The organism is Pseudomonas sp. LBUM1651 (assembly GCF_059716135.1).
The window spans coordinates 2,082,260-2,097,888 of sequence record NZ_CP166805.1 but is presented as its reverse complement, the minus strand read 5'-3'; the positions used below and the strand labels follow the sequence as shown (position 1 = coordinate 2,097,888).

General features: G+C 57.7%; 18 protein-coding genes and 1 pseudogene. 11 read left to right on the top strand and 8 right to left on the bottom strand.

Annotated features, from left to right (window positions below; translation table 11 throughout):
- Positions 1-14: 14 nt before the first annotated feature.
- Together ACA066_RS09630 and ACA066_RS09625 are read left to right on the top strand one after the other, a co-directional pair.
- Positions 15-1,232, top strand: a pseudogene (locus tag ACA066_RS09630) (DNA cytosine methyltransferase); the annotation flags it as partial.
- Positions 1,229-1,498 (top strand): pyocin activator PrtN family protein, encoded by a 270-nt coding sequence (locus tag ACA066_RS09625; protein WP_497699013.1) that lies wholly within the window; start codon positions 1,229-1,231, stop codon positions 1,496-1,498. The pseudogene ACA066_RS09630 and the gene ACA066_RS09625, both read left to right, overlap by 4 nt.
- A gap of 94 nt (positions 1,499-1,592) precedes the next feature.
- Here the strand turns inward: ACA066_RS09625 and ACA066_RS09620 are convergent, their stop codons facing one another.
- Positions 1,593-1,868 carry a DUF3892 domain-containing protein gene (locus ACA066_RS09620; RefSeq protein WP_497699012.1) on the bottom strand — a complete coding sequence of 92 codons (276 nt, stop codon included), beginning with the start codon at positions 1,866-1,868 and terminating at the stop codon, positions 1,593-1,595.
- Positions 1,869-1,962: 94 nt separating this feature from the next.
- Complete coding sequence (locus tag ACA066_RS09615; RefSeq protein WP_497699011.1) at positions 1,963-3,054, bottom strand: site-specific integrase; 1,092 nt, start codon at positions 3,052-3,054, stop codon at positions 1,963-1,965.
- A gap of 102 nt (positions 3,055-3,156) precedes the next feature.
- Between ACA066_RS09615 and dusA the strand changes: the two genes are divergently transcribed.
- The 4 genes from dusA (at position 3,157) to tal (ending at position 6,137) form a co-directional block, all read left to right on the top strand.
- Complete coding sequence (dusA, locus tag ACA066_RS09610) at positions 3,157-4,176, top strand: tRNA dihydrouridine(20/20a) synthase DusA (protein WP_497699010.1); 1,020 nt, start codon at positions 3,157-3,159, stop codon at positions 4,174-4,176.
- A gap of 146 nt (positions 4,177-4,322) precedes the next feature.
- Positions 4,323-4,565, top strand: coding sequence for an AbrB/MazE/SpoVT family DNA-binding domain-containing protein (locus ACA066_RS09605; protein WP_497699009.1), 243 nt, complete (start codon positions 4,323-4,325; stop codon positions 4,563-4,565).
- Positions 4,562-4,957: a type II toxin-antitoxin system VapC family toxin gene (locus tag ACA066_RS09600; protein WP_497699008.1), complete on the top strand. Its 396-nt coding sequence runs from the start codon at positions 4,562-4,564 to the stop codon at positions 4,955-4,957. Before ACA066_RS09605 ends, ACA066_RS09600 begins: the two co-directional genes overlap by 4 nt.
- 253 nt (positions 4,958-5,210) lie before the next feature.
- On the top strand, positions 5,211-6,137 hold the full coding sequence (gene tal / locus ACA066_RS09595) for a transaldolase (protein ID WP_084318046.1): 927 nt from the start codon (positions 5,211-5,213) through the stop codon (positions 6,135-6,137).
- A 116-nt stretch (positions 6,138-6,253) separates the two neighbouring features.
- Here tal and rssC read toward each other — a convergent pair whose 3' ends face one another.
- Positions 6,254-6,736 carry an anti-sigma factor antagonist RssC gene (gene rssC / locus ACA066_RS09590; protein ID WP_007935262.1) on the bottom strand — a complete coding sequence of 161 codons (483 nt, stop codon included), beginning with the start codon at positions 6,734-6,736 and terminating at the stop codon, positions 6,254-6,256.
- A complete protein-coding gene (gene rssB, locus ACA066_RS09585; protein ID WP_084323765.1) occupies positions 6,736-7,917 on the bottom strand; it encodes a two-component system response regulator RssB in 1,182 nt (393 codons plus the stop codon). The genes rssC and rssB overlap by 1 nt, the downstream gene beginning before the upstream one ends.
- Before the next feature lie 276 nt (positions 7,918-8,193).
- Here rssB and ACA066_RS09580 point away from each other — a divergent pair, with 276 nt between their 5' ends.
- Positions 8,194-8,493: a PilZ domain-containing protein gene (locus tag ACA066_RS09580; RefSeq protein WP_497699007.1), complete on the top strand. Its 300-nt coding sequence runs from the start codon at positions 8,194-8,196 to the stop codon at positions 8,491-8,493.
- A gap of 61 nt (positions 8,494-8,554) precedes the next feature.
- Here ACA066_RS09580 and ACA066_RS09575 read toward each other — a convergent pair whose 3' ends face one another.
- The gene (locus ACA066_RS09575; protein WP_497699006.1) at positions 8,555-9,244 is read right to left on the bottom strand and encodes an MlaA family lipoprotein; all 690 of its coding nucleotides are present in this window, start codon (positions 9,242-9,244) and stop codon (positions 8,555-8,557) included.
- Between the two features lie 200 nt (positions 9,245-9,444).
- On the opposite strand from ACA066_RS09575, the gene pcrP reads away from it, so the two are divergent.
- Positions 9,445-10,065 carry an HAD superfamily inactivated hydrolase PcrP gene (pcrP, locus tag ACA066_RS09570; protein WP_497699005.1) on the top strand — a complete coding sequence of 207 codons (621 nt, stop codon included), beginning with the start codon at positions 9,445-9,447 and terminating at the stop codon, positions 10,063-10,065.
- A 124-nt stretch (positions 10,066-10,189) separates the two neighbouring features.
- Positions 10,190-10,453 carry a DUF4404 family protein gene (locus ACA066_RS09565; RefSeq protein WP_497699004.1) on the top strand — a complete coding sequence of 88 codons (264 nt, stop codon included), beginning with the start codon at positions 10,190-10,192 and terminating at the stop codon, positions 10,451-10,453.
- A gap of 162 nt (positions 10,454-10,615) precedes the next feature.
- Here ACA066_RS09565 and queF read toward each other — a convergent pair whose 3' ends face one another.
- Together queF and copI are read right to left on the bottom strand one after the other, a co-directional pair.
- Positions 10,616-11,446 (bottom strand): NADPH-dependent 7-cyano-7-deazaguanine reductase QueF, encoded by an 831-nt coding sequence (gene queF / locus ACA066_RS09560; RefSeq protein WP_497699003.1) that lies wholly within the window; start codon positions 11,444-11,446, stop codon positions 10,616-10,618.
- Positions 11,447-11,477: 31 nt separating this feature from the next.
- A complete protein-coding gene (gene copI, locus ACA066_RS09555; protein WP_497699002.1) occupies positions 11,478-12,032 on the bottom strand; it encodes a copper-resistant cuproprotein CopI in 555 nt (184 codons plus the stop codon).
- Positions 12,033-12,187: 155 nt separating this feature from the next.
- Between copI and ACA066_RS09550 the strand changes: the two genes are divergently transcribed.
- Both ACA066_RS09550 and ACA066_RS09545 read left to right on the top strand, forming a co-directional pair.
- Positions 12,188-12,868 carry a heavy metal response regulator transcription factor gene (locus ACA066_RS09550; RefSeq protein ID WP_497699001.1) on the top strand — a complete coding sequence of 227 codons (681 nt, stop codon included), beginning with the start codon at positions 12,188-12,190 and terminating at the stop codon, positions 12,866-12,868.
- Positions 12,868-14,217 carry a heavy metal sensor histidine kinase gene (locus tag ACA066_RS09545; protein ID WP_497699000.1) on the top strand — a complete coding sequence of 450 codons (1,350 nt, stop codon included), beginning with the start codon at positions 12,868-12,870 and terminating at the stop codon, positions 14,215-14,217. Before ACA066_RS09550 ends, ACA066_RS09545 begins: the two co-directional genes overlap by 1 nt.
- A 126-nt stretch (positions 14,218-14,343) precedes the next feature.
- Here ACA066_RS09545 and ACA066_RS09540 read toward each other — a convergent pair whose 3' ends face one another.
- A complete protein-coding gene (locus tag ACA066_RS09540) occupies positions 14,344-15,588 on the bottom strand; it encodes a lipoprotein-releasing ABC transporter permease subunit (protein ID WP_497698999.1) in 1,245 nt (414 codons plus the stop codon).
- Between the last annotated feature and the right edge of the window lie 41 nt (positions 15,589-15,629).

Here is a 15,629-nt window from a genome sequence, read left to right as displayed (position 1 = left end):
TAAACCCCACCTACCGTATGGCCCTGGTCGAAGCTGGCAAAGATTGGAGAAGTCTGAGCCGTTTCGCGATCGAGGACGGCCATCTGCGTGACTTCGTGATCGTGCCGGAATACCGCGCAGGTTATCTCGGCGTACATGATTGGCAGGACACCGCTGGCACAGTGGCCGGCCGGTCCAGCCCAACCAATGGCAAATTCTCGGTAGCCGACCCACGGCCCACCAACAAGTTCGAGTACACGCAATTCGGAGTTCTGCCCTATGACCGCCATTGCGGCGTTGTCACCGGGCAACGCAGCCCAGGGCAAGGGACATTCAGCGTTGCAGATCCTCGGATGAGCGGCGAACGCCACAACAACGTGTTCCGGGTGGTGCCCATCGATCAGGCCGCCGGCACCGTGACGGCTCGCCACGGACCAAGCTCGGGCGGACAGGCAGTGGCCGACCCTCGACAACCGTCGAAGGGCTTCGGCAAGTACCTGGTCACCGACTACACCAAACCAGCCGGCACCGTGATCGCCGGCAGCACCACCGGGCAAGGGGCTTTTGCAGTTGCAGATCCCGCATACAAGAACTGGCACCCAGACGCGAGTACTCAAAAGCTGCGCATCACGCCTTGGTGCGACAGTGCCAGGACCGTCACCGGTTCGCAGCAGGTCGCCAGTGGCGCCCTGTCCATCGCCGATCCGCGCACCGGCATGTCACGCAAAAAAGGCGATGCCTACATCACCGGCGGGCATTACGGGGTGGTCGACTGGAAGGAAACTGCCGGAGCCGTTTCTGCCAGTGCCCGCCACGACAACGGCCGTTGGTCAGTTGCAGACCAGCGGATGCCGGCGCCCGACGACCGGCTGACTTGCATGATCACCAGCCTCGACGGCACCTGGCACCGCCCTTTCACAACGCTGGAACTGGCCGCCCTGCAATCGCTATTCGATCCGGACGAACATTGGTCAGCAGATCCGCAGACGACCAACGAGATCCGCACTATACATCGCATTCGCAAGATCGAGCAGGCGCGGATTTTCCAGCTGGACGGCATTAACGATGGCAATCACCGGGAGCGCATCGGCAACGCTGTGCCTCGTGCCGCAGCAAAGGCCATGGCCGACGTGTTCGGTATGACGCTTTTGCTCTCGGAGGCTGGCGAGACGTTCATGCTGAGTAATGTGTCGATCTGGGTAAAACCGCTAGCGATTGCCCTGAGCATGTCCACACAAGAGGTGTTGCAATGAATACCTTGTTTTTGCTCATGGCTCAGTACGATGGGCAGGCGGTCATTCCACTTGACCGAGTGTGCGCGGATTACATGCATTTAACGGTGGAGAAGTTCAAGCGAAAACAACTGGACGGCGAGATTGATATTCCAGTCGTGCGATTGGGTGCAAACTCTCAAAAAGCTGCGCTTGGCATTCACTTGAAGGATCTGGCGGATTACATCGATCGCCAGCGGGAAAAGGCTACGAGGGAACAAAATCAATTGATGGGCAGAGCAGCTTAAATCAATCCCCAACCCCAAGGAAATAGCACGCCTCCTAGCTTGACAGGCATTCGTTCTAGGAGGCGCTTGTAGCATGCAACCAAAAAATCAAACCTCAAAACACTTCAAGATTTCTCAGATTATCGAGGGCCGTTGAGTTGGGATTCGCCCTAAGGAAGGTCTCATCAAAAACCTCGACCTCAGCCCCTGTGTTCCATTTTTTATTGTGAAAATACCGAGTTTTGAAAGAAATATCGGACTCAATCAAATGTGCAGCTAACGCACGATGAATAATGTAATGCTCTTTCGTACCATGTTTACGGATTTTGACCCACTCAATGTGCTCGTCTTCACTATCTAAACGAATGGCGGTGATGTAGTACTGCTTCATTTTGATGCTCCGATTATTTTTTGCCTGCCAATTGAAAAATTGGGGCTTGGATCCAATTTTTCAAGACCTGAAAAAATAATCTTACGGCGTAACGTCAAGCCATAACCTTCTTATTCCAGCTCCATTTTTCGTATCGATCTTGGCGCCCTCGCAGATGGGTGTAGCGCCGTAGGGAATTCCAATCTCTATGTCCCGAAACACTCGATACCCTCGGAATATCCCAGTCCATCTCAAATAACCGGCTTACCCCTTCATGCCGCAGGTCATGAAAATGCAGGTTTTCAATCCCTAGCAACGGGCACGCCCGTGTGAACGACGCCGACACCGACTTGGCGTTGTATGGAAAGATCTCCCTCTCGACCTTGGGCATGCTTTGCAGAATCGCCCACGCCTCATCCGGCAGATGACACCACACGTCATTGCCGATCTTCTGCCCGGGGTTTTTCATGTCGCGTACCAGGATGGCTTGCCGAGCGCAGTCCAGATCCTCCCAGCGAATTCGCGTGATCTCCTCTTGCCGGCGCGTCGAGAAGATCGAAAAAGCGATGATCTTTGGCATATCGATCTGGGATTTGCGCCGCGTCTGCATCTCGAAGAAATGCGCCATGAGCTTGTCCAACTCTTCCAAGGTTGGCCGACGGTTGCGCTCCTTGCTCTTGCTCACCATGCCCAGCTTACGCAACACCCTGCGCGCATCCGGCATGGCCAACGGATCCACCTCATAACCCCACGCTGGCCGCGCCACCGACAGCACCGCGCCTAAGTGCGAGAGATCGTTGCCGACTGTCTGCGCCTGGACGCCACCGCCCTCCTTGCCCATCCGCCACTGCGCGAACTCCACCAGCTTTTGGCTGGTCAGCGCCGAGTCATCGAGCTCGCCAAGCCAGGTGTCTTTGATCGCATTCAGCGTCGCGTTTTTGGTCTTACCCAGTGGCCGGATCTTTTCGTATTCATCCAGGTACTGCTCGATCATTTTCTTGATTGTCACGCCTTTGCGTTTCGCGCGCTCAATCGCACCTGGCTCGGCCAGCTCGGTCTCCCGACGTTTGATCCAGGCCTGGGCAACTTGCTTGCGATCGAAGGTTTGGCTTTCCTGATAAACTGTCTTCCCGTCCCGATTGATCCGTATCTGCGCCGTGTAGGCCGTCGAATTGTCCTTGCGCTTGCGTGATGTGATCGTGCCCATTTCCAGTTGCTACATTGCGGAATTCGTTTGCTACATTGTAGCAACCGACTTCGAAAAACAAGGAAAAATGGGTAAAAACTGCTGTATAAAAGATCAGTATCAATGAATTTCGAAAAGTCTGAAGCACCCGTAAACACTAGCAAGACCCGTTCCGAGCCCTCTCGCCGCTTCAGTGTGGCGCCGATGATGGATTGGACAGACCGCCACTGCCGTTTCTTCCTGCGCCTGCTCTCCAAGCACGCCCTCCTCTACACCGAAATGGTCACCACCGGCGCGCTCCTAAACGGCGATCACGACCGCTTCCTGCGCCACAACGAAGCCGAACACCCGCTCGCCCTGCAACTCGGTGGCAGTGTTCCGCTGGACCTGGCCGCCTGCGCCCGCATGGCTCAGGACCACGATTACGACGAGGTGAACCTGAATGTGGGCTGTCCGAGTGATCGGGTGCAAAACAATATGATCGGCGCGGTGCTGATGGGGCATCCGCAGTTGGTGGCTGACTGCGTGAAAGCGATGCGCGATGCGGTGTCGATTCCGGTGACGGTGAAGCATCGGATCGGGATTAACGGGCGGGACAGTTACGAGGAGTTGTGTGATTTCGTCGGCACGGTTCGGGATGCCGGGTGCACGAGTTTTACGGTGCACGCACGTATCGCGATTCTGGAGGGGTTGTCGCCGAAGGAGAACCGCGACATTCCACCCCTTCGCTACGACGTGGCGGCGCAGTTGAAGGCGGATTTTCCGGAGCTGGAGATTATTCTCAACGGTGGGATCAAGACGCTGGACGCCTGTCACGAGCATTTGCAGACGTTTGATGGCGTGATGCTCGGTCGTGAGGCGTATCACAATCCTTATGTGATGGCTGAGGTGGATCAGCAACTGTTCGGCAGCACGGCGCCGGTGATCTCTCGAGCCGAGGCGCTGGCGCAGTTGCGGCCTTATATAGCGGCGCATATTGATGCGGGTGGGTCGATGCATCACATCACCCGGCATGTGCTGGGGCTTGGCACCGGATTTCCGGGGGCACGCAAGTTTCGGCAGTTGTTGTCGGTGGATATTCATAAGGCCAAGGAGCCTTTGGTGTTGCTGGATCAGGCGGCGGAGTTGCTTGAAGGGCGCTAACGGATCGGGAAGCTAAAGCTAAAAAATAGGGGTAAGCCTCGTTTTCGTTGAAAACCTGATGCGTTTCATCGCAGCATCCCTTTGAACGTTGATTTCCAACCATCCTTACCATAATGTAAGGAAAACTGAGTTACGGAGCATCTACCATGGCAACCGCCACATTGACCTCGAAAGGACAAATAACCATTCCGGCACAGGTACGAGCGTCCCTTGGACTCGACACTGGCGATCGTATCGAGTTTGTAGCCTTAGGCGACGGTAGATTCGCCATTATGGCCGCGACACATTCCGCTCGAGACCTCAAAGGGCTCATTCGCAAACCCGCGAAAGCTGTAAGCATCGAAGACATGAACCAGGCTATCTCAGCACAAGGATCCAAAGCCATATGATAGGTCTGGATACCAACGTATTGGTCAGGTATGTCGCACAAGATGATCAAAAGCAGTCAGCTAAAGCCTCCGAACTGATTGAATCGCTCACAACAACCTCACCAGGCTTCATCACGATGGTTTCAATAGTCGAATTGGTCTGGGTACTTCAATCCTGCTACGAGAGCGCAAAAAGCGAAATCATTACAGTCCTCGAAACGCTTTTGCGAACTCGAGAGTTGACGGTGGAAAATTCCGAAACTGTTTGGCAGGCGTTGCGCAGTTACTCACAGGCCAACGCCGATTTCGCAGATTGCTTGATTGAGCGCAGCGCCAACGCGGCGGGCTGCGAGTACATCGTCACCTTCGACAGCAAAGCCGCCAAGGCGGCAGGCATGCGCCGCTTGACTTAAATTGACACGTTCAGCTCAATCGCATTGCATGTAAGGCTACGCAGTCTCAGTTCCCTAGTCACTAAGCCGCGCTAACCATCAGAGCGATTGAACCTGTACCCGGATTTGGCATCGTATTTACGGACACCGCGCCCCGCCATTCAAACAGCCGTTTTCAGGTTGTTGCCGCTGGGGCCTTCGATACGTACATGCACCCTTGAGTGGCTGTCAGCGCTCGGGTAATGTCATTAGACCCATAGGACAGAGCACGCCCATGACTTCCAAGCTGGAACAACTCAAACAGATGACCACCGTGGTTGCCGACACCGGCGACTTCGAAGCAATCGCTCGCGTAAAACCGGTGGACGCTACCACCAACCCTTCCCTGCTGCTCAAAGCGGCGGCCATTCCCGGTTATGCCGAGTTGCTGAACGCTTGCGTCAGCGACTGCAAGGGCGATGTGGGCCTGGCCAGCGACCGTTTTGGCGTTGCGGTAGGGCAAGAGATTCTGAAAGTGATTCCGGGCCGTATTTCCACTGAAGTGGATGCGCGCCTCTCGTTCGACACTGACGCCGTCTTGAAGCGTGCGCACCGTCTGATCGAGCTGTACGACAAGGCCGGCATTGGCCGTGACCGCGTGCTGATCAAGATCGCTTCCACCTGGGAAGGCATCCGCGCTGCCGAGATTCTGGAAAAAGAAGGCATCCAGACCAACCTGACGTTGCTGTTCTCGTTCGCTCAAGCGGCGGCGTGTGCCGATGCGGGTGTGTTCCTGATTTCGCCGTTCGTGGGCCGGATCTACGACTGGTACAAGAAGGCCAACGGCAACGACTACACCGGCGCGGATGATCCGGGCGTGCAGTCGGTGACGCGCATTTACAACTACTACAAGGCCAATGACTACAAGACCGTGGTCATGGGCGCGAGCTTCCGTAATCTGAATCAGATCGAGCAGTTGGCCGGTTGCGACCGTTTGACCATCAGCCCTGACTTGATCGATAAGCTGGCGGCGGACACGGGCAAACTGGAGCGTAAACTCGCTCCGGGTCATGCAGGTGAGGCGCGTTTGAGCCTGAACGAAGCACAGTTCCGTTGGTTGTCGAACGAAGATGCGATGGCGACCGAGAAACTGGCTGAGGGAATTCGTCAGTTTGCTCGGGACCAGGAAAAGCTTGAGGCGCTGCTGCAAGCCAAGCTGTGAACTAATTCATCGCAATGCAAAAAGGGCGAACCTTGATGGGTTCACCCTTTTTTATGTGTCTGTCGATTTGGGATTGCTACGCAATCCAGCGGGAGCAAGCTCCCTCACCACAGGGATCAGTGACGCTCCAGCGCATTCACCAGATCATGGAACGCTTCACGATTCGAATCGTTCAGCCCCATCAGGATTTTGTGCGCTTCAAGCACCTTGATCCGCACCACTTCCTCGGACTGATCCTGGTCTGGCAGGTCGGTCAGGCATTCAGGGCACGGGATCGGACGGTCAACGATGTTGAACACCTGCTCGAAGCCCATGGACTGCAGCAGACGGGTGATGTCTTCGTGGGTGGTGACGACGGTCGGCAGCAGGCCGACCTTTTGCCGCGACAGGATCGACAGTTTGGCCAGCAGGCCAAGGGTGGTGCTGTCGATGCTGCGGGTTTCGGTCAGGTCGATCACGATCGCGTTGAAGTTCAACGCCGTGAAGATCCGCTCAATAGTCGCATCCAACGCCGAACACAGGGTCAGGCGAACTTCACCGACGAACTTCAGGACGAAGGTGCCGTCCTGCTCGGCGAACTGGATTCTACCGGTACTCATTAAAGATTCCTGCTCAACACCAACAGGGCGATATCATCCGGCATCTCCCCTAGCGTGGCCAATCCAAAAACCTGCCGCAACCCATCCAGGGTGCCGCCCGCTGCCTTGACCCGCTGGGGTAAAGCCGCTTCTTTCTCTTTGAGTGTAGGTTCTGGCAAAAGGTCCAGAATGCCATCAGACATCAGCGTCAGGCTGAACGTCGGCGGCAGTTCCAGCACGTGGTCTTCGTAGGTGGCTTCATTGAAGAGGCCCACCGGCAGGCCACGCCCTTCCAGATAACGGACACTGTCTGGCGTGTACAACACAGGCAACGGCAAATGACCGCCGATGCTATAGGTCAACAAACCTGTCTCCTCGTCGATGACTCCACCGACCATTGTGACGTGTTTGCCCAGCTTACAACTGATCAGGCCCCGGTTGATATGACCAAGGACCTCTGAAGGCTTGAATTCCGGCAATGTGCCATTGCGCTTGGATTCGAACAGCAAGCGCGTGGTCATGAATTTCAGCAGCACGGTAACGAAGGCTGAAGAAGCACCATGACCTGAAACGTCCGCCAGGTAGAAAGCTACCCGACGCTCGTCGACCCGAAAATAGTCGACGAAATCACCCGACAGGTACAGCGACGGGATGATCTGGTGAGCAAACTGGAACTCGTCGATGGTCCAGGGGCTGACCGGCAGCATGTTCATCTGCACTTGGCGACCGGCGTTTTGGTCTTCCTGGAGCAGGTTCAGGCTGGCTTCGAGCTCGCGGTTTGCTTTTTCCAGCTTCTCGCGGTAGCGCTGGTTTTCCAGCAGCAGGCGCGCGCGGTCCAAGGCCCGGCGCACGGAGTGCTCGAGCACGGCCAGATCTTCGAGAGGTTTGATCAGGTAATCCGCTGCGCCCAGGCGCAAGGCCTCGACCGCGTCGTTCATCACGCCGGCACCCGACACCACAATCACTGGGGTTTGCGGTGACCGCTCGGTGACCTGGCGGATGAGTTCGAGTCCGCCCATCTGCGGCATGCGCAGATCGCAGATGACCAAGTCGGGCTTGTCTTGCTCGAATACCTGAAGACCCTGCTGGCCATTGCTGGCCTGCAAGACGCTGAAACCACTGTCTTCCAAATAGGCGGCGAGGCTCGCGCGCACTACTTCGTCATCATCGATTATCAGCAGCGTGGCACTGGTTTTTGGCATGTGGGCAAACGGCGCCAGAATTAGGTTGGCGTAGCAGGCTGGGCAATTGACCCCGCGCACACTACTGGATTCGCTTTCTAGCCTCTCTGTTGCACCGCTTTCGGGCATTCGCCCTACTCACAGGCACACCAGAGGTGCCCTTCTAAGGCGCAGACGGTACTCCCATCCGCGGGGCGTTTCAAGCTCACGCCGATGGTCGCTTGACGTCTTTACTTGTCAAATCACCGGGAGTTATAAGAACAGGCAAAACCGTAACCCAATGGAAGGACCAAGCCCATGAGTCAAACCGATCGGGACTACAGCGAAAAGCGTGATTTCATCCGCATGCGGGTTGATGCCGATGTTGCGCTGATTCATGAAGGAGACGAAGTTGCAGCCGTCTGTATCGACCTTTCCAGCAGTGGCATGCAGGTTGAGGCGCCTCGTTTGTTCAAGGCTGGTGACCGCCTCAGCGTGCGGATCGATTCCGATCACGCGGCACTCAAAGGCCTCGAGGCCGACACCGAAGTGGTGTGGGTCAAAGAACAGGACGGCGGCAGCCAGACACTCGGCCTTACAATCTTGAAGATGAAATAACCCGGATCCAAAACCAAAGAAGGCGGCCAACTGGCCGCCTTCTTCGTTTTACCGGTCGAGATCAGAAATCGTCTTCGACCTGACCGTCTTTGACTTTGAATTCGCGGTTCTGCAAGTACGCATTACGGATGAAGGTGTACTTATCGCCGCTGATGAGCTTCTCGGCGGACAGCAGGCTGGCGCGGGTGTCGACGATGTTGAGGCCGAAGATCGAGTTACGCACCGGCACATCGTGAATGTATGGGTATGGGCCGGTGTAGCCATCGACGTACTTCGCCGGAGCATCACGCAGAGTGCTTGGGCCCAGCAATGGCAGCATCACGTACGGACCGCTTCCTACGCCCCAGTAGCCCAGCGTCTGACCGAAGTCTTCGTCGCTACGGTTCAGGCCCATTTCAGTGCCCACGTCGAAGAAGCCCAGCACGCCGAAGGTGGTGTTGAAGATCAGGCGCGCGGTATCGACCCCGGCGGCGGCCGGTTTGGCCTGCAAGATGTTGTTGGCAAGGTTGGTGACATCACCGACGTTGCGGAACATGTTGTGGATGCCGTCTTCGAGAAACTGCGGGGTGACGAACTGGTAACCCTGCGCCAAAGGCTTCAGCGCATAGGTGTCGACCACATCGTTGAATTTGTAGATCGGACGGTTGATGCTTTCCCAAGGGTCGTCTTCCGAGGCTGCCTGGGCAACGAACGGAGCCAGCAACACACTGGCGCACACACAAAGCTGAGCTAGATGATTGCTCCAGCGCATAGAAAACTCCTTGGTTTTTACTGGCGCGGGCGTCTTGGCCCGGGCATTAAGCTGGCTAGTATAAGGTGGAAAAGCCCCTTTAGGCAGTATCGTGCGTGATGGCCTACGGATGATTCGCCCTGACTGTGAGCGATTCACATCAATGTCACTCAACTGTCATCGGCAACGCATAGCCTTGTCGCTATTTCAGGGACGTTGACATGCCGCACGCCGAAGCCTTGCCCCTCGCCGCACCCAGCCTGACCGCCGTCCTGTTCGGCCTCAGCGGTTGCCTGGTGGATTTCGGCGCCCGCACGCGCCAGCACGACGCCCATTCTGCCGAGCACGCCGAGGTCACGCCGGGGGCTCTGGACAGTTTGCACAGTTTGCAACGTCAGCAGATTCCCTGCGCCTGGCTCGACGAACTCGCCCCTGCCCTTAGCCATTCCCTGGCCGCCGCTCTGCCGGAATGGATCAAACCTTCGCAACACCCCGCAACAATCAATCCTTGGCCCGCGCCGAATGCGTGCTGGCAAGCCTTGATGGCGCTGAATGTCGAGCGCTTGGACGGCTGCGTGCTGGTCAGCGGTGAACCGCGATTGCTGCAGTCGGGCCTGAATGCCGGGCTGTGGACGATTGGCCTGGCCTCCTGCGGCTCGCTCTGCGGGCTGGCGCCCAGCGAATGGCAAGCCTTGAGCCAAAAGGAACGGGAACACCTGCGCGGCAAGGCAACGGTGCAACTGTTCAGCCTGGGCGTGCACTCGGTGATCGATCACCTCGGTGAGCTCGACACCTGTCTGGCCGACATCAGCCTGCGCCGCCTCAAGGGCGAAAAGCCCTGACCGCTGCCTTACACCTACGAAGCATGCAGGTTGCGCGCGAGTGGATTAATCTAAAGGTCAGCCATAGACCTTTGGCGCACTGCTGCGGTCTATGCCAGTGCCTATCGATAAAAGGAAGAACGCCATGCCTGCCCGCGAACTGCAAGAACAGCTCAATACTCTGCGCGAGCAACTGGAACAGAATCCGCCGCTGACGGAAGCCGAGCGCGAAGACCTGCATGCATTGATGCAACAGATTGAACTTGAGCTTGAACTGGAAACCAAAACCCAGGACTCCAGCCTCTCCGACAATGTGAATCTGGCCGTAGAGCGCTTCGAAATTGAGCACCCTACCCTCGCCGGCACACTGCGCAACATCGTGCAGGCCCTGGGCAATATGGGGATCTGAAGCCACCGGATACAAAAAAGCCCTGCCGTGATGGCGGGGCTTTTTCATATCTACGATTTGAACGCACTCCCTTGTAGGAGCGAGCTTGCTCGCGATGGTGTGTCAGTCGACACCAATGCAGCTGACACTCCATCGCGAGCAAGCTCGCTCCTACAGTAATCTTTATTGGCGAACCAGGCGGTGGTTCGGCAGTTGCACTTCTTCAGTGCTGCGATACGGATTGATATCCAACCCACCCCGACGCACATATCGCGCATACACCGTCAGCTTCTCCGGCTTCAGCAACCGTTGCAGGTCGAGGAAAATCCGCTCCACGCACTGTTCATGGAAGTCCGAGTGCTGGCGAAAACTCACGATGTATTCCAGCAAACTCGCATGATCCAGCGCCGCGCCACGGTATTCCACCGCTACGCTGCCCCAGTCCGGCTGGCTGGTGACCGGGCAATTGGACTTGAGCAAATGACTGTGCACGCTCTCCTCGACAATGCGCGACGCGTCGCAACGCAGCAGCTCCGGCCGCGGATGCTCGTAGTTGCTGACGCTGATCTCCAGATCATCGATGCACACGCCCGGCAGCGCCACGACGCCTTCGGCTTCAACGTCTTTCAGGCTGCGAATCCGCACACCAACCGGTTTGCCAGCCGCAGCGGACAGGTCTTTCACCAGCGTCGCTTCAAGGCTCGCGGCGTCGGCAAACGGCGTCTGGTTCAGCGAGTTCAAGTACAGCTTGAACGACTTGGATTCGATGATGTTCGGCGAATCCGCCGGGATGCTGAATTCGCCGATCGCCACCACGGGTTTGCCGGACGGCAACAGCCACGACAGCTCGAAGCAGTTCCAGAAGTCCACGCCCTTGTACGGCAGGGTTTCTGCCGTCAGGCCCAGCTCGGCCCATTTCGCGGTGCGCGGGATCGGGAACAGCAAGGACGGCGTGTAAGTGGCGATGTATTCGCTGGATTTGCCCAGCGGCGAGTGTTCGGCTGCGGGATGCATGGCGGAAACCTGACTGAAGAATCAGCGGATTCTACCAGCCTTTGCGCCCGCCTTTGAGTGCTAACTGACTGACAGTCAACTTGCCGACCATGCCAGCCTGATAGTGGCCAGGGATATTGCAGGCAAATTCCAGGCGGGTGGCCTTGGTGAAGGTCCAGGCCAGCTCGGCGGTTTTGCCAGGTTCAACGAGGACGCTATTCGGGTCGTCGTGTTTCATCATTCCGTGATCCATGCCAGCCATCGAACCGTGGTCCATTTCCTTCATGCCTGTAGGCGCAAGCATGCCGCTCTGCTGCATCTTCAACATTTCCTGCTGATGTTTTGCATGCATCGCCGCGTCGCCAAGGTTGAATTCGTGCAGTAACTGGCCTTTATTCACCAGCACAAAGCGAACCGTCTCACCAGCCTTGATATCGATGGCATTGAGGGTGAACGACATGTCGCCCATCACCACTTCGACACTGCGATCAGCCTTTGCCGCCGGGGCCGGTTGACCGAAGTCGTAGGTGTGCGCCGGCGATGCCCACGCCGGCGAGCTCAACGCCAGCAAACACGCGACCAGCATCAGAGGTGTGCGCAAAAACATAGTCGTACTCCAACAAGATAAGGTTCAGCCTGTGGAAAACTTTAAACTGCCGCCACTGCCCACAACCTGACGGCCAGATTACAACTTTGTCAGGTTGGCCTGTACTGACGCTGCCCACGGTATAAAGCGTTCGTTCCACTTGCCTCGAGTCGCCCATGAAACTGCTGATTGTCGAAGACCAACCGAAAACCGGCCATTACCTGCGCCAGGGCCTGGCGGAGGCCGGGTTCACCACCGATCTGGTGGCCGACGGCAGCACCGGTCAACAATTGGCGCTGAGTGGTGAATATGCGTTACTGATCCTCGATGTGATGCTGCCGGGGCGCGATGGCTGGCAAATCCTGCAAGCCGTGCGCAGCGCAGGCCTCGATACGCCAGTACTTTTTCTGACAGCGCGAGATGCGGTGGAGGACAGGGTCCACGGCCTCGAACTCGGCGCCGACGATTACCTGGTCAAGCCGTTCGCCTTCTCCGAACTGTTGGCACGGGTCCGCAGCCTGTTGCGCAGAGGCAGCGCCTCGCCTCAGGAAACCAGCCTGCAACTGGCCGATTTGCGCCTGGATTTGATCCGCCGCCGTGTCGAACGCAGCGGCCAACGCATAGATCTGACCGCCAAGGAATTCGCCCTGCTGGAAATGCTCCTGCGCCGTCAGGGCGAAGTGCTGCCCAAGTCGCTGATCGCTTCCCAGGTGTGGGACATGAATTTCGACAGCGACACCAATGTCATCGAAGTCGCCATCCGCCGTTTGCGCCTGAAGATCGACGACGAGTTCCCGAACAAGTTGATCCACACCGTGCGCGGCATGGGTTATGTCCTTGAAGAGCGTCCTGCCTGATGCGCCGACTGTCCTTGAGCAGCCGCCTGGCGCTGCTGTTTGCCGCCTGCACCGCCGTGGTTTCGTTGTTCGCCGGGGTGTTGTTCAGTCGCGCCAGCGAGGCGCATTTTGTTGAACTGGACCAGCAGTTGCTGGACGGCAAGTTGATTGGTTTGCGTCGGGCGCTTCACGACATCCGGTCGAGCGAAAGCGAAGTCAAACTGGCGGATGAATTGAGTCGCCAGGCGGATCTTTCACTGCGGATTACCGGCAGCGACGGCCAGCGTTGGTATGACAGTTCGACGCGCCTGCCCGACAAGCTCCCGCAAAAACCGGGCTTGTCGACCATCAATGACAACGACACCGACTACCGAGTCCTGAATGCGCCATTGTTTGTCGACAAGCCTGATTCACCGCAATTGACTCTGCTGCTGGACATCACCCATCACCAGCATTTTCTGCAACGCATGCAGCACTTGATCTGGCTCACCGTTGGCTTGTCAGCCCTGGCCACGGCGCTGCTCGGCGCCTGGGCGGCGCGCAGCGGGTTACGTCCATTGCGACGCATGAGTGCGGTTGCCCACGGTGTTTCGGCGCAATCGCTCAACGCTCGCCTGCCCGAAGACGACATGCCGCCTGAACTCGCGGAAATGGCCCACCACTTCAACGCCATGCTCGGACGGCTCGACGACTCTTTTCAGCGGCTCTCGGCGTTTTCCGCCGACATCGCCCATGAACTGCGCACGCCGCTGTCGAACCTGCTGACCCACACCCAGGTCACCCTCACCCGCCCGCGGCCCATCGAGGATTACCGCGAAGCGCTGCACAGCAACCTCGAAGAACTGCAATGGATGGCGCAACTGGTCAACGACATGTTGTACCTAGCCAAGGCTGACCATGGTTTGTTGATGCCCACGCGTGAACCGCTGGAACTGGCGGACGAAGTGGATGTGTTGCTGGAGTTTTTTGCGCCGCTGGCCGAGGACGCTCGGGTGACGTTGAGTCGTGAAGGTCATGCGCGCATGGCGGGTGACCGGAGCATGTTGCGGCGGGCACTTTCCAATTTGCTGGATAACGCGTTGCGGTTTACGCCGGCCGAGGGTGAGGTTCGTGTACGGATTATCGAGCGGCCTGAAGGGTTGAGCCTGACGGTTGAGAACAGCGGTGAAGGCATTGACGGGACATTACTGCCGCGTTTGTTTGATCGGTTCTACCGGGCGGATCCGGCCCGACAGGAAGGCAGTAGTGAACATGCGGGGTTGGGATTGGCAATTACCCAGTCGATCGTTCGTGCCCATGGTGGGCAGATTCGTTGTGAATCTGAGAATGGGTGGACGCGGTTTGTGATTGAGTTACCAAAAGGGGATTGAGGCCAGCAGGACTGGCCTCATCGCGAGCAAGCTCGGCTCCTACAGTTGACCGAGTCGAATCACACATTTGTGAACGACTCCGCCCACTGTAGGAGCCGAGCCTGCTCGCGAAGGAGGTCTAAGGGCTTACGAATACCGCAACGCGTGAGCCGGCTCGATCTTCGCCGCACGCCACGCCGGGTAAACCGTGGCGAGGAAGCTCAACACAAACCCCGCCGAGCAAATCAACAACACATCCCCGCCCTGCAATTCCGAAGGCAGGTTGCTGACGAAATACACATCGGAACTGAAGATGTGCTGCCCGCTCACCCGCTCCACCCAGCCCACCAGCTCACTGACGTTCAGCGCGGCAATCACGCCGAGCACGCCGCCGATCAAGGTGCCGACCACCCCGATCACCGTGCCCTGGACCATGAAGATCGCCATGATCTGCCGTGGCGTGGCGCCGATGGTGCGCAGGATCGCGATGTCCGCGCCCTTGTCGTTCACCACCATGATCAGGGTGGCGATGATGTTGAACGCCGCCACCGCAACGATCATCAGCAACAACAGGCCGATCATGGTTTTTTCCATTTTCATCGCGCTGAACAGGCTGCCCTGGGTGTGGGTCCAGTCGTCAGCCTTGTAAGCCTTGCCCAGGCCGCCAGCAATGTCGCTGGAAACCTGCGGCGCCGCGTACAAATCCTTCACCGCCAGGCGCACGCTCTGCACCTGATTCGGTTCCCAATGCTGCATTTGCGCAGCATCGGCGACGTGGATCAGTGCCATCGAGCCGTCCAGCTCGGCGCCCACCTTGAACACACCCACCACGTTCAGTCGCTGCATGCGCGGGGTAATTCCGCCCGGCGCGTTGCTGACTTCCGGCACGATCAGAGTGATCTTGTCGCCGACGTTCAAGCGGAAACGCCGCGCCGTGATCTCACCGATCACCACACCGAACTCGCCCGGCTTCAAGGCATCGAGACGGCCCTGAACGATGTGCTGGGCAACGATCGAGACCTTGCCTTCCAGTGCCGGATCGACACCGCTGACCTGAATCGGCTGCATCGTGCCTTTATAGGAGAGCATGCCTTCCATCTCGGTGAAGGGCACGGCGGCGGTCACTTCCGGGTTTTTCATCGCGGCGGCGGCCACCGGCTGCCAATCATCGATCGGATTGACGCCGACGATGGTCGCGTGGGGCACCATGCCGAGGATGCGCGAGCTCATTTCGCGCTGGAACCCGTTCATCACCGACAGCACCACGATCATCGCCAGGACACCGAGGGCGAGGCCGATCATCGAGGTCATCGAGATGAACGAAACAAAGCGATTGCGGCGCTTGGCGCGGGTATAGCGCGTGCCGATAAAGATCGATAACGGTCTGAACATTCGCTGGGGCACCGTATAAAAACAAAAAGACCCGACGTCTT

Coding starts and splice junctions, on each gene's coding strand:
- ACA066_RS09625 (WP_497699013.1), top strand. CDS start 1,229: ATGAATACCTTGTTTTTGCTCATGGCTCAGTACGATGGGCAGGCGGTC.
- ACA066_RS09620 (WP_497699012.1), bottom strand. CDS start 1,868: ATGAAGCAGTACTACATCACCGCCATTCGTTTAGATAGTGAAGACGAG.
- ACA066_RS09615 (WP_497699011.1), bottom strand. CDS start 3,054: ATGGGCACGATCACATCACGCAAGCGCAAGGACAATTCGACGGCCTAC.
- dusA (WP_497699010.1), top strand. CDS start 3,157: ATGAATTTCGAAAAGTCTGAAGCACCCGTAAACACTAGCAAGACCCGT.
- ACA066_RS09605 (WP_497699009.1), top strand. CDS start 4,323: ATGGCAACCGCCACATTGACCTCGAAAGGACAAATAACCATTCCGGCA.
- ACA066_RS09600 (WP_497699008.1), top strand. CDS start 4,562: ATGATAGGTCTGGATACCAACGTATTGGTCAGGTATGTCGCACAAGAT.
- tal (WP_084318046.1), top strand. CDS start 5,211: ATGACTTCCAAGCTGGAACAACTCAAACAGATGACCACCGTGGTTGCC.
- rssC (WP_007935262.1), bottom strand. CDS start 6,736: ATGAGTACCGGTAGAATCCAGTTCGCCGAGCAGGACGGCACCTTCGTC.
- rssB (WP_084323765.1), bottom strand. CDS start 7,917: ATGCCAAAAACCAGTGCCACGCTGCTGATAATCGATGATGACGAAGTA.
- ACA066_RS09580 (WP_497699007.1), top strand. CDS start 8,194: ATGAGTCAAACCGATCGGGACTACAGCGAAAAGCGTGATTTCATCCGC.
- ACA066_RS09575 (WP_497699006.1), bottom strand. CDS start 9,244: ATGCGCTGGAGCAATCATCTAGCTCAGCTTTGTGTGTGCGCCAGTGTG.
- pcrP (WP_497699005.1), top strand. CDS start 9,445: ATGCCGCACGCCGAAGCCTTGCCCCTCGCCGCACCCAGCCTGACCGCC.
- ACA066_RS09565 (WP_497699004.1), top strand. CDS start 10,190: ATGCCTGCCCGCGAACTGCAAGAACAGCTCAATACTCTGCGCGAGCAA.
- queF (WP_497699003.1), bottom strand. CDS start 11,446: ATGCATCCCGCAGCCGAACACTCGCCGCTGGGCAAATCCAGCGAATAC.
- copI (WP_497699002.1), bottom strand. CDS start 12,032: ATGTTTTTGCGCACACCTCTGATGCTGGTCGCGTGTTTGCTGGCGTTG.
- ACA066_RS09550 (WP_497699001.1), top strand. CDS start 12,188: ATGAAACTGCTGATTGTCGAAGACCAACCGAAAACCGGCCATTACCTG.
- ACA066_RS09545 (WP_497699000.1), top strand. CDS start 12,868: ATGCGCCGACTGTCCTTGAGCAGCCGCCTGGCGCTGCTGTTTGCCGCC.
- ACA066_RS09540 (WP_497698999.1), bottom strand. CDS start 15,588: ATGTTCAGACCGTTATCGATCTTTATCGGCACGCGCTATACCCGCGCC.